Consider the following 11,570-nt stretch of genomic DNA (forward strand, 5'->3'; position numbering starts at 1 on the left):
CCATGTCGCACGAAAAGGGCGCACGACTGTTCCGCGAGACCTGGATCGCCGGGGTGAGGCAGCACTTCCCCGGAGAGCCCAAAGCCGGATACATCACTCCCTGGGACGACACCCCACAGTGGGAGCGCGAAGCGGCGGGAGCTGTCTACGAGCAGGTCCGCCAATTCATCGAGATCAGCAACGGCCACACGCCGAGATTGTCTCGGGAACAGAAGAGTCGGTTCGTCGCAACATGCTGGACGGCCCAGATGTTCAAGCACTTCGAGAACCCGAAGCCCGGCTACGTGGCGGACTGGCCCGACCTCCCCTCCTGGCAGCAGGAGACCGACGCCGACATCTTCGAGGCCATCGAGAAGGCGCTCAGCTGACCACCTAGGAACGTTCCTAGAACCTTCCGAAGCCAGTGGACACCCCACCCGTGAGCATCGGGAAGAGACCCGCGCTGTATGACGTGATCCAGTCGGACAGCGGCAGCGCCGAGGCATGCCAGGCCCTGATTGAACGCCACCGGCCGGATGCGGCCACGCTGGTGGACTTCGGATGCGGCACCGGCGACATGCGGACTGTTCGGCTCTGGCGACGCGTGGAAGCCGTGACCTGCCTCGGCAACTCTCTGGCCTACGTGCACGACAACGACGACATCAGCCGAGTGTTCAACACGTTTGCCGCACATGCTCGGCCCGGCGCACTTCTGGTGCTCTGCTCGCCCGTATCGCCCGTCATCCGCCCCGAGCCGACCAGCGCCGTTGTCGAGACTCCGGACGGCCCGGCGAAGGTCACCATCGGCTACGAGTGGGACCTACGGACACAGATCAACACCAGGCACAGGCACTGGATGCTCGCCTCTGGCGACGAGGCCGGGGACGAGATCAGGCGGCGCGTGCTATTCCCGCGCGAACTGGAGCGCTACGCGTCGGGCGCAGGGTTTGAGATCGTGGACATGGTCGGTGAGTCCGGGTCCGGGCTCATCGGGCCGATCGCGCACACCGTGGCCCGATGCACCCAATGACGCAGCTCCGACACCGGGGACCCGCGGTGGACCAAGGCGCCCGGCACGCCGGAATAGCCTTGCGCCTTCTATCCTGATATCGGGATGCTTGACGCAAGGTGGAGCTGGGGCCAGACTGGTTGCGTGTTCTCTCCCGATTTCGGGAGGCGAAGACGAAAAGGAGCGGGCTGTGGATCTGTTGTCCGTGCACCAGGCGGCCGCAGCTCTGGATGTGGATGACTCCCGGGTCCGCCAGCTGCTCCGTGACGGAAAGCTTCAGGGGGAGCGGATCGGCGGCCGTTGGCTGGTTGACGGGGCCAGCGTCCGGAATCGCAAGGATGCTGGTGCCCGTTCCGGGAGGCCGTTGTCGGCCCGTAACGCCTGGGGTCTGCTGGTCCTGCTTGCCGGTCACCGGCCCGTGGGTCTGTCCGATGCGGAGAAGTCCCGCATTGTGGCGCGGCTGCGCAGTTTGGCTGCCCACGAGCGTCTGCCTGTCGTGCGGCTGCGGGAACTTCTTGAGGCCCGGGCCGAGACGCGACGGTACCGGGTGCACTCGGGCATGCTGGCGGCCGTGCTGGATCACCCGGAGGCGGTGCGGGCCGGCGTCAGTGCTGCCGCGCAGGTGGGCGCCGACTATGTGGCACCTGGACGCGCCGAGATCTATGCCCACCCCGACAAGTTGGGCAAGTTGGAGGAGTCGTTCGGAATGCTCCGGGACCACCAGCGCGGCAACCTGGTTGTCCGTATTCCCCCTGCCGAGATGTGGCCGTTCCTTACCTCGGTCAAGGGGGCGGATGCCCCGCCCTCAGTGGTAGCCGCGGATCTGCTGGACATCCAGGAGGACCGCGCCGACGCGGCGGCGGTCGCACTGCTGCGTCCCCTCCTGGCCCGCTACGCATCACCTCCGGAGGCGTGATCGTGACCGCTGCTCTGCCGCATGTCCGATTGGATTCGGACCTGTTCACCGGTGCGCTCGTGGAGTTGTGGGGAGTGCTGCTCGACCTGTCGGAGCACGTGCCGCGCGCCTGGTCGCTGATCGGTGGGCAGATGGTCCTCCTACACGGTCTGGAGCACGGCCGGACCCCGCCGGCGGCCAGCGCCGACCTGGACGTGCTCGCCGATGTGCAATCGGACCAGCAGAGCCTGCGCCGCCTGGTCGCCGCGTTGGAGCGGCTCGGGTTCGTTCCTGCCGGCATGTCCCCGCAGGACAATCTGCTTCACCGCTACCACCGCGGCGAAGAGCCGGGCCGGCTGGTGGTGGATCTCCTGGCTCCTGACCACCTCGGACCTCGAGCAGATCTCACGACAACCCCGCCGGGCCGCACCCTGGAGGTCCCCGGTGGTCGCCAGGCCGCGCAACGGACCGAGGCCGTCCGCGTTCAACTCGGCCGGCGCACCGGCCACATTCGCCGCCCCGGCTTGCTGGGAGCGATCGTCGCGAAGGCCGCCGCACTGAGCATCAAGACGGCTCCGCCGGACCGCCACTACCGGGACCTGGCGTTTCTGCTTTCCCTGCCCGCGAACCCGATGGACCTCAGAGCCCAGCTCGACAAGGGCGATCGCAAGAAGCTCGCCCTGGCGAACGCGCTCCACAACCCGTACCACGCCGCCTGGCGTCAACTACAGGACGAGGACGCCCGAGCCGATGGCCAGGCCATGCTCGCGTTCCTGTCTCCGCCCCCGGCGTGAGGAGACCCTACGGCTTCGGGAGCCCGCCCTGGAGGCGTTCCATTTCGCGGCGGTCTCGCTTTGTCGGGCGGCCCGCGCCCCTCTCCCGTACCGCCACCGGCGCCACGAACTCCCTCGGCGGTGGCGGCGGGCTGTTGTCCACGTAGCACTGGGCCGCCACCGGTGGGCCCACCCGCTTGCGGATGATCTTCGAGACGACCACCAGCCGCTCCCGGCCCGCGTGGAACAGCCGCACCTGGTCACCGGAGCGCACCAGGTGCGCCGGCTTCACTCGTTCACCGTTCACGCGGACATGGCCGGCCCGGCACGCCGACGCCGCCTGGGAGCGGGTCTTCGTGAGCCGGACCGACCAGATCCACGCGTCGACCCGTACGGTGCCCTCGTCCGAAACCTCTGCAGCCATGTACCGACTCTACGATTCCGTCCGCGCCGCCCGCACCGGCAATACCCTCAGCGCCCGCCACGCCGGAACAAGCGTCGCCGAAAGCGCCAGCGTCAGCGCCGTGCCGTAGATCCACAGCGGTCCCGACGGCAGCCAGCTGTCCGCTGCCGCGTGCGCGAAGGGCACGAGTGTCGTTGCCGCGGCCGCCGTGCCCAGCAGTACCCCGATCACCGCGACCACCACGCCCTCGACCGTCAGCATCCGCATGACCTGCGCCCGCGTCGCCCCCGTCAGCCGCTGGAGGCCGAACTCCCGGCGCCGGCCGCCCGTCGCGGTCGCCAGGCTGTTCACCACCGAGATAGCGGTGTACGCGACGATCATGCCGACCATCAGATAGTTGATCCACGCCTGGGTCTTGGTGTCCTCCGCGTGCGCGGCGATCAGCGCATCACGGTCCGCGACGGTCAACCCTGGTGTGCGGGCGGCAAGTTGACCAAGAGTGCCGGTCACGTCCGCGCCCGGCTCCGCCCGTACGAGGATCTGCTGCGGCAGGCCGCCCGTCGTGTGCGGAGCCAGCAGCTCGGCCGGCAGCAGCGCCGCCTCGGAGCCCGCCTTCGGCCGGTACGTGGCGACGACCCGCACCCGCGCTGTGCTGTTGTCGCCGAGCCGCAGCGTCAGCGTCTCGCCCACCTTGTGGCCCGCGCCCTCGGGCAGCGCGACCGCGTCGCCGCGCAGTGCGCCGAGGCTGCCCGCGGTCACTGTCGCCGCGCTTGTCCCGGCCGCGCCCGCCGCACTCACGCCCTGCAGCGGCAGTCCGTCGTCGCCGGTCTCCGCGCCCCGGCCGTCGCCCCGCTCGATGAACCCGGTGCTGGTGACGTACGCGCTCGCCGCGGCGATCCCGGGCAGCGCCCGGACCTGGTCCACCAGCGAGGGCGCGAGCGTCCCCGACGCGGAGGTCAGCACCGCGTCCGCGCGCAGATTCTCGTTGAAGGCCCGTTCCACGAGGTCGGCCGAGGTGGTCTGGACGTACAGATTGGCCGTGGCGACGCCGACCGCAAGCATCACCGGGGTGACGGACGCGGCGACCTGGACCGTACGGGCCCGGGAGTTGAGCATCGCCAGCCGACCCGAGGTGCCGGTCAGCGCGCTCACCGGCCAGTGCAGCAGCACGGCGCACACCTTGGTCAGGGCGGGCGCGATCAGGGCCAGGCCGATGGCCGCGCAGATGACCGTGGGGCCCGCGGTGCTCGCCGCGGCGGGGCCCTCCATCACCGTCCAGGTCACGATGGCGAGAGCGGTCGCGCCGCCGAGGAAGAGGACCGCGAACAGCAGCCGGATCGTGGAGACCCAGCGCTGCTGCAGTGCGGCGTCGGCCAGCGCCTCGGTCGGCCGGGTCCGCACCGCGCGCCGGGCCCCGATCAGGCCCGCGCCGACCGCGGTCACCAGGACCGCGCCGCCCGCCGCGGCGAGCGGGATCCAGCCCTGGCTGAACTCCACCGCCTCCGCCGTGACCCCGCTCGCCGCGAGCCGCTCGAACAGTGCCTCGCCCAGCCACTGCCCCGGCAGCCAGGCGAGCAGCGCGGCGGCGACCGCGATGACGAGGGTCTCGGCGACGAGCATCCGCCGCAGCTGGCGCGGGGTCGCGCCGATGGCCCGCATCAGGGCGAGTTCGCGGCGGCGTTGGGCGGCGGAGAGTGCCATGGTGCCCGCGGTGACGAAGAGGGCGACCATGACGGCCATCCCGCCGAACACGGCGGAGAGCGAGATCAGGTCCTCGCGCCGCTCCATGGCGGTGGGGTACTCGGCGAAGCCGCGGTCGTCACCGGAGAGGACCGTGACCGGGGACCCGGCCAGCGCCCGGGTCACGTCAGCCTTGACCTGGGGCAGCGCCGCATCCGGCCGCGCGACGACCGCGAGCGCGTCGAAGCGCCGGGCGACCCCGCCCTCCGCCGTAGGCACTCCGGCGGCGGAGCCGAGGTCCGCTCCCGCAAGCCGCACCGCCTCCCCGTCCGAGAAGAACACCGCCCGCTGCCCCGCTGCCCCCCGCGCCCGCGCGACCCCGCTCACCTTGTACGACGCCGTCTCCCCCCGCGCCGCGATCCGGACCGAATCCCCCACGCCCGCCCCCGACTTCGCCGCCGTCGCCGCGTCCAGCACGACCTGCCTCGCCCCCACCGGCGCGCTCCCCCGCTCCAGCACGTACGGAGCCAGCCCCGCCGACCCCCAGCCATGTCCCTGCGCCCGGCCATGTCCCTGCGCCGGCGGCCCCGCGGCGCCGTCCAGCACCGTCGCCGCGAACGTCACATCCCCGACCACCCGCTCCACACCCGCAACGCCCCGCACCTTCCCGGCCAGCGCGGCGTCCAACGGCACGCTCTCCGCCAGGACGACCCGCTCGCTCTTCTCCTCATGGTCGCCGGGGTGCAGCTCGTACGACCGGTCGCCGACCACGACCAGCGAGGCACCGGCCAGCCGCTCCGGCGGGACGTTGTTGCGGATGCCGGTCTCCAGCAGTCCTCCGCAGGCCAGCACGATCGCCGTTCCGAAGAAGAGCGCGACGAAGGTGGCGAGGAAGCCACCTTTCCGGAACCGCAGCGTGCGGAGCGCGAGCCTCATCATGTCCATGGCTTTGACGCTACGGAGCGCGAGGGTACCGGCCCATGACGTCACCCAGCCTCTTGTGGGTGGGGGCAGCCCCACCCCCTCACCACACCGCGCACATCCGACTACGATGCGCACGTTCTCCCATTACGGAGGCCTTCACTCCGGAGCGGGCGTTCGTTTCTTACCTGCCGACATATGTCGTGCGGCACAAGGGCATTCGCCCCATGGGCATTGGGAGAATTCCATGCGCAGCAGCTCCGGCAGAGGGCTTCAGCCCAACGTCCTCAGCACGTTCGACACCATCGTGATGGCCGTCGCGGGCAGCGCCCCCGCCTACTCGATCGCCGCCACCACCGCCGTACTCGTCGCCTCCGTCGGTCTCGCCGGACCTGCCGCGCTGCTGTACTGCGCCATACCGATGCTGGGCATCGTCCTGGCCTTCCGCAGGCTCGGCCGGATCGACATCAACGCCGGCGCCAGCTACTCCTGGGTGGGCCGCACCCTCCACCCCTTCCTCGGGTTTCTGTCCGGCTGGGCGCTGGTCGTCTCCGCGACGATATTCATGGTGGCCGGTTCGCTGCCGGCCGGCGCGATGACGCTCGCGCTCTTCGATCCGTCCCTCGCCGAGAACACCGTCCTCGCGACGGCCGTCGGCGCGGCCTGGTTCCTGGCGATGCTGCTGGTCGTCCTGGGCGGCGCGCGGCTGACCGTACGCGCGCAGCTGCTGATGTCCGGCGTCGAGCTGGCGATCCTGCTGTTCTTCATCCTCGCCGCACTGCTGCACAACGGGACCGCGGCCGCCTTCGACTGGTCCTGGCTCGGCTTCTCGCACTTCGACGGAGCCTCCGGCTTCGCGTCGGGCGCGCTGATCGCGACCTTCTACTACTGGGGCTGGGACGTCACCAGCAACCTCAGCGAGGAGACCCGCAACAGCCGCCGTACGGCCGGTCTCGCGGCGCTTGTCGGAGTCGGCGTCGTCTTCCTCCTCTTCGAGGCGTACACGATCGCGGTGAACGTGACCCTGACCGCCGAGGACATCCGGGCCGGCGGCTCCAATGTGCTGGGCGCGCTCGGCGAGGCGATCTGGCCGGGCGTCGGCGGGAAACTGCTGGTCGTGGCGGTGCTGTTGTCCACAGTCGCCACGCTCGAGACCACTCTGATCCAGGTCACGCGCTCGCTGTTCGCGATGGGCAGGGACCGTTCCATGCCGGCCGCGCTCGGCACGGTGCACCACCGGTGGAACACCCCGTGGGTGGCAATCGCCGTCGTGGGAGCGGTGGCGCTCGCGATGTTCGTGGCCTCCACCGCGCTCGGTTCGGTCGGCGATGTGCTGGCCGCTGCCGTCGCCGCGATCGGCCTGCAAATCGCGTTCTACTACGGTCTTGCGGGAATCGCGGCCGTCGTCGCGTACCGCAGAACACTCCTGACGTCGGTACGGGACTTCGTCCTCGGCGGCGCCTGGCCGCTGCTCGGCGCGCTCTTCATGCTCTGGATCTTCTTCGAGTCACTGGGCGAGCTGAGCGCGGCTTCGACAGCGATCGGCCTCGGTGGTCTCGCCGTCGGTCTGGTGCCGATGATCGTGTACTGGCGGCAGGGCAGTGCGTACTACCGTCCCGCCCGGCTGGACGCGACGCTGGCCATGGAGACACGGGAGAGTTACGCCAACTCCGCCTCCCGGCACCCCGACTCCGCCGACAAGTCGCTGGCCACGGACTTCTGAGCAGTAGGGAGGTGCCGCAGATGGCCGCACGCCGCCGCTTCGTCCCCGATTTCGACCCCGCGTTCGGGGACCGCCCACTCACCGAGGCCCTGCACGACATGGTGATCGGCCGCTGGCAGGGCGTACGTGACCTGCTGCGCGCCACCGGCGACGACTGGCCGCTGCGTACGCACCGGCTGCGGCTGCTCGCACACGCGGCGGCCGACTCATCGGCCGTGGAGAACTGGCGGGCGGCGGAGCCCGGCGACCCGGACGTGGCGGTGCTGCGGGCGGCGACGGAGGTCGTACGGGTCTTCCACCACGCGATCGAGCAGGGCCGCGGCGCCGGTCTCGACCAGGCACGGCTCGATGTGGCAGTGATGGCCTGCCTGGGCGCGGCCGACGCCCGCCCGGCCGACCCCATGCCGTGGGTGTCGCTGCTGACGGTGGCGCGGCTGTACGAGGAGGGCATTCAGCGGCGCGAACTGCGGGGCTGGTGGGACGAGTTGCGCCGCCGCGACCCGTACAACATTGAGGGCCATGTGCAGCTGCTGCGCTACTACTCGGCACGCTGGCACGGCACGCACGGCACGATGTACGACTTCGCCAGGGACGCGGCGGGCGCGGCGCCTCCCGGGTCGCCGCTGCCGGTGCTGGTGCAGATCGCCCGGGTGGAGGAGTACCGCTATGTCGCCGAGGGCGCGCGCGGCCGGGCGCCGGTGCGGGACTTCGGGCGGCACTGGCACCACGAGCTGGCGGTGACGGAGGTACAGCGCACCTGGGACCGCTGGATCGTCGGGCGGGCACCGGGCCCGGCGGCGGCGGAGGAGATCGGTGAGCTGAACTATCTGACGCACGCGGCCTGTTATGCGGGGCTGAACGAGGAGGCCCGGCAGCTGTTCGAACTACTGGGGAGGCGGGCGGCGCGGGTGCCGTGGTCGTACACGGGAGACGCGGAGGAGCAGTTCACCCGGTTCCGGCGCGGGGCGGGCGTGCACTGACGGCCGCCCGTGGGGTGGAAGCCGGGCGGGTGACAGCCGAGGGGTGAAGCCGAGGGGTGAAGGCAGCACGAGGTGGCGCGCACAGGTGCGCACCACCTCGTGATCAAGTTCCGGGCCTACGGTCAGACGCCGATGTCCCGGCCGTCCTTGCGCCAGACGGCGACGACCGACGGACGGACGATCTTGCCCGGTCCGTCGGGCCAGACGCTCGCGGGCTTCTCGACGGACGCACCGTCGATCTCGCCCGGGTGCTGGACCGCGACCAGGACACGACGGTCCTGGACGATCGGTCCGCAGGTCTCGGCGCCGGTCGGCACGGTCAGGAACTGCTTGAGCTCACCGCGGCGCTCGCCCCGGGTCGCGACGGCGAACAGGCCGTCGTGGGAGCCCAGTTGGTTGCCGTCCGTGGAGATCCACAGATTGCCGTGCGGGTCGAACGCGACATTGTCCGGGCAGGAGATGGGGCTGACCTTCTCCTTCGGGAAGCCCGAGAAGTAGGTGGCGGGGTCGTTCGGGTCGCCCGCGACCAGGAAGAGCCGCCAGGAGAAACTGTCGCCGGCCGGGTCGTCCCAGTGCTCGGCGAGCTCCAGGATCTGGCCGTGCTTGTTGAGGTTGCGCGGGTTGGCCTCGTCGGCGGCGGCCTTGCCGGGCTTGCCGCGGTCGACGTTGTTGGTCAGCGCGATGTAGACACGGCCGGTGCGCGGGGACGGCTCGACATCCTCGGGGCGGTCCATCTTGGTGGCGCCCACCTTGTCGCCGGCGAGGCGGGTGAAGACGTACACCTCCTCGGCGGTCATCCCGGGAACGTGGGACGTGTCGCCGGTGGCCAGCGGAATCCACTGACCGCTGCCGTCGAATTCGCCGTCGTTCGGGAGCTTGCCGGTGCCGTCGATCTCCGCGGTCGGGCTGTCGCCGGTCAGCTTGGCCACGTAGAGCGTGCCCTCGTCGAGCAGGGTGAGGTTGTGCTCGCGCGCGGCCCGGCTCGAACCCTTCTTCATCCGCTTCGACGACACGAACTTGTAGAAGTAGTCGAAGCGCTCGTCGTCACCCATGTAGACGACGGGGCGGCCGTCGTCGGTCAGCCGCGGCTGCGCGGCCTCGTGCTTGAAGCGGCCCAGCGCGGTGCGCTTGCGGGGCGTGAAGTCGGGGTCGTACGGATCGAGCTCGACGACCCAGCCGAAGCGGTGCGACTCGTTGGGCTCCTGCGCCACGTCGAAGCGCTTGTCGAAACGCTCCCACTTGCGCTCGGTGGCGCCGGCTGCGATGCCGTACCGCTTGTCCGTGGCGCTCGACCCGTTGGCGAAGTACTGGTTGAAGTTCTCCTCGCCGTGCAGCGTGGTGCCCCACGGCGTGGTGCCGCCGGCGCAGTTGTTGAGCGTGCCGAGCACCTTGGTGCCGGTCCGGTCGGCGCTCGTACGCAGCAGGGGGCTGCCGGCGGCCGGGCCGGTGACCTTGAACTCGCTGGTCGCGGTGAGGCGGCGGTTGAGCGGGTGGCGGGTGACCGGGGTGAGCTTGCCGCTGCGGTGCTCCTCCTGGACCACGACGACGGACAGGCCGTGCGCGGCCCAGGCGATCTCGACCTGCTCGCGGGTCGGGTTCTGCGGGTCGTAGCCCCGGAACATCAGGATCTCGTCGGTGTACTCGTGGTTGGCGACGAGGACCTGGCGACCGCGCTCGCCGCGGAGGGGGAGCAGGCTCAGGAAGTCGTTGTTGTAGCCGAACTGGCCCGCCTGCGCCGTGGCGGTCTGCTTGTCGGCGTCGAAGGCGGGGGCGCCGCGGAGGATCGGCTCGCCCCAGCGGATGACGACGTTCTGGGAGTAGCCGTCGGGGACGGTGACCCGGTCGTCCTTGTTGGGCGCGACGGCGGCGAAGCGGAGGCCGCGGGCGCCGTCGGTCTTGGAGCCGTGTCCGTTCCCGAGGCGGTCGTCGGCGCCGAGGGGCGCGGCGGTGGCCTGAGCCCCGCCACCCGTCCCGATGACGGTCGCGGTGCCGGCGGCAGCGGCGACGGTCACGACGGCGGCGGCGCGCATCATCGAACGTCTCGAGAGCGCGCTCGCTATGACATCGCCGACATACTCGTTGTCGCTGGTGTTCGGCACCTCGTGGAAACAGGCGTCGCCGCAGCGGTACCGGCAGGTGAGAGCGGAACGCCCGCCCGCGTGGGGGTTGGTGTTCAACAGCGGCAGCAGTTTGCGCACTTCGTCCTCCTACGGCGCACCCTGCGCCGACATGGTGTCGGAATATGTCCGGCCGTGACGTTAGGTGCACATGTGTGCAGTGCGGCAGCCGTGGGGTGAACGGGGGATGAATCCGACGCGGCCGAGGCGCGGTTGGGTGGTCGGGCGGGGCCGGGCAGGCGGCGTTGGCGGTGGACTCGGAGCGCAGAGCCGCCCCTGCCGTAGATCGCCGCGGGCGGCGGCTAACCTTACGTGTCCGCCCTGGCCAGGACACCCCGTGGACCCCCGGCCCAAGCGCGGACAATCACCGCACTCAACTCATGCGAAAGGCCTCGCCCATGGGCATTCGGAGCTTGCTGCGCAAGGTGTTTGGACGCGACCGTTCGGAGCGTAACGAGTCGACGACAGCCTCCGTCCCGCCCCAGACCGAGCGCACGGAACCGGCCACCGCGACGGTGCCGGCCCCGTCGCCGGCGGAGCGCGCGGCGGACCTGGTCTCGGCGGCCTTCGACAACCAGTCCTCGCGGGGCCGTGCGCCGGTCCCCGCCCAGTCCGCTCCGGAACAGCCGCCGGTACCGGCGGCTGCCGAGCCGGTCACGCCTGTCGAGCCGGAGCCCGCGGCTGAGGAGTCGGCGTCCGCCGAGGCGGAGGTCGCTCCGGCGGAGTCGGAGTCGGCGACCGCCGCGGAGGAGACGGACGCCGAGCCGGTCACGGCGACGGAGCCCGTGAGCGAGCCGCAGGCCGAGCCCGAGGCCGCAGCCGTGAAGGCTGCCGCCCCGGCCGAGGAGGCGGCGGCTCCCGCAGAGCCGGAAGCCGAGACGGCGCCGGAGGCAGCCGCGCCGGCCGAGCCCGAGGCGGACGACGCCAAGGCCCCGGCCGACCCGGGGACCGCGCCCGAGCTCAGCGCCGACATCGACGCCGAGCCCGAGTCCGCCGAGGCGGCGGAGCCCGCCAAGGCCCCGGCAGACGACAAGGCCCCCGCCGCGGCCGAGCTGGGAGCCGACACCGCGCCTGCGCCGAAGGCGGCGGC

Annotated in this window: 9 protein-coding genes and 1 pseudogene; 7 read left to right on the plus strand and 3 right to left on the minus strand. The window is 71.2% G+C overall.

The annotated features are described in order from the left end of the window. The first annotated feature begins 2 nt into the window (after positions 1 to 2). The 4 genes from ACFYXH_RS14165 (at position 3) to ACFYXH_RS14180 (ending at position 2,677) form a co-directional block, all read left to right on the plus strand. A complete protein-coding gene (locus ACFYXH_RS14165; protein ID WP_389562440.1) occupies positions 3 to 368 on the plus strand; it encodes a hypothetical protein in 366 nt (121 codons plus the stop codon). A 50-nt stretch (positions 369 to 418) separates the two neighbouring features. Next, positions 419 to 1,009 (plus strand): SAM-dependent methyltransferase, encoded by a 591-nt coding sequence (locus ACFYXH_RS14170; protein ID WP_389562442.1) that lies wholly within the window; start codon positions 419 to 421, stop codon positions 1,007 to 1,009. Between the two features lie 169 nt (positions 1,010 to 1,178). After that, positions 1,179 to 1,904, plus strand: a complete 726-nt coding sequence (locus ACFYXH_RS14175; protein ID WP_389562444.1) for a type IV toxin-antitoxin system AbiEi family antitoxin — start codon at positions 1,179 to 1,181, stop codon at positions 1,902 to 1,904. 2 nt (positions 1,905 to 1,906) lie between these two features. Next, complete coding sequence (locus tag ACFYXH_RS14180; RefSeq protein ID WP_389562446.1) at positions 1,907 to 2,677, plus strand: hypothetical protein; 771 nt, start codon at positions 1,907 to 1,909, stop codon at positions 2,675 to 2,677. Between the two features lie 7 nt (positions 2,678 to 2,684). Here ACFYXH_RS14180 and ACFYXH_RS14185 read toward each other — a convergent pair whose 3' ends face one another. Together ACFYXH_RS14185 and ACFYXH_RS14190 are read right to left on the minus strand one after the other, a co-directional pair. Further along, positions 2,685 to 3,080, minus strand: a complete 396-nt coding sequence (locus ACFYXH_RS14185) for an RNA-binding S4 domain-containing protein (protein ID WP_389562448.1) — start codon at positions 3,078 to 3,080, stop codon at positions 2,685 to 2,687. 9 nt (positions 3,081 to 3,089) lie between these two features. Next, on the minus strand, positions 3,090 to 5,684 hold the full coding sequence (locus ACFYXH_RS14190; RefSeq protein ID WP_389562450.1) for an FtsX-like permease family protein: 2,595 nt from the start codon (positions 5,682 to 5,684) through the stop codon (positions 3,090 to 3,092). 223 nt (positions 5,685 to 5,907) lie between these two features. Here ACFYXH_RS14190 and ACFYXH_RS14195 point away from each other — a divergent pair, with 223 nt between their 5' ends. Both ACFYXH_RS14195 and ACFYXH_RS14200 read left to right on the plus strand, forming a co-directional pair. After that, the gene (locus tag ACFYXH_RS14195; protein ID WP_389562452.1) at positions 5,908 to 7,383 is read left to right on the plus strand and encodes an APC family permease; all 1,476 of its coding nucleotides are present in this window, start codon (positions 5,908 to 5,910) and stop codon (positions 7,381 to 7,383) included. Positions 7,384 to 7,403: 20 nt separating this feature from the next. Beyond that, positions 7,404 to 8,363, plus strand: coding sequence for a hypothetical protein (locus tag ACFYXH_RS14200; protein WP_389562453.1), 960 nt, complete (start codon positions 7,404 to 7,406; stop codon positions 8,361 to 8,363). A gap of 122 nt (positions 8,364 to 8,485) precedes the next feature. Here ACFYXH_RS14200 and ACFYXH_RS14205 read toward each other — a convergent pair whose 3' ends face one another. Then, positions 8,486 to 10,561, minus strand: a complete 2,076-nt coding sequence (locus tag ACFYXH_RS14205) for a PhoX family protein (protein ID WP_389562455.1) — start codon at positions 10,559 to 10,561, stop codon at positions 8,486 to 8,488. 317 nt (positions 10,562 to 10,878) lie between these two features. Between ACFYXH_RS14205 and ACFYXH_RS14210 the strand changes: the two are divergent. Beyond that, positions 10,879 to 11,570 (plus strand): annotated as a pseudogene (locus ACFYXH_RS14210) (hypothetical protein); the annotation flags it as partial.

This window comes from Streptomyces sp. NPDC002730 (genome assembly GCF_042888805.1).
Taxonomy (GTDB): domain Bacteria; phylum Actinomycetota; class Actinomycetes; order Streptomycetales; family Streptomycetaceae; genus Streptomyces.

What these genes read in the sequence shown, in the direction of transcription:
- ACFYXH_RS14165 (WP_389562440.1), top strand. Translation starts at nt 3, where the DNA reads ATGTCGCACGAAAAGGGCGCACGACTGTTCCGCGAGACCTGGATCGCC.
- ACFYXH_RS14185 (WP_389562448.1), bottom strand. Translation starts at nt 3,080, where the DNA reads ATGGCTGCAGAGGTTTCGGACGAGGGCACCGTACGGGTCGACGCGTGG.
- ACFYXH_RS14190 (WP_389562450.1), bottom strand. Translation starts at nt 5,684, where the DNA reads ATGGACATGATGAGGCTCGCGCTCCGCACGCTGCGGTTCCGGAAAGGT.
- ACFYXH_RS14195 (WP_389562452.1), top strand. Translation starts at nt 5,908, where the DNA reads ATGCGCAGCAGCTCCGGCAGAGGGCTTCAGCCCAACGTCCTCAGCACG.
- ACFYXH_RS14200 (WP_389562453.1), top strand. Translation starts at nt 7,404, where the DNA reads ATGGCCGCACGCCGCCGCTTCGTCCCCGATTTCGACCCCGCGTTCGGG.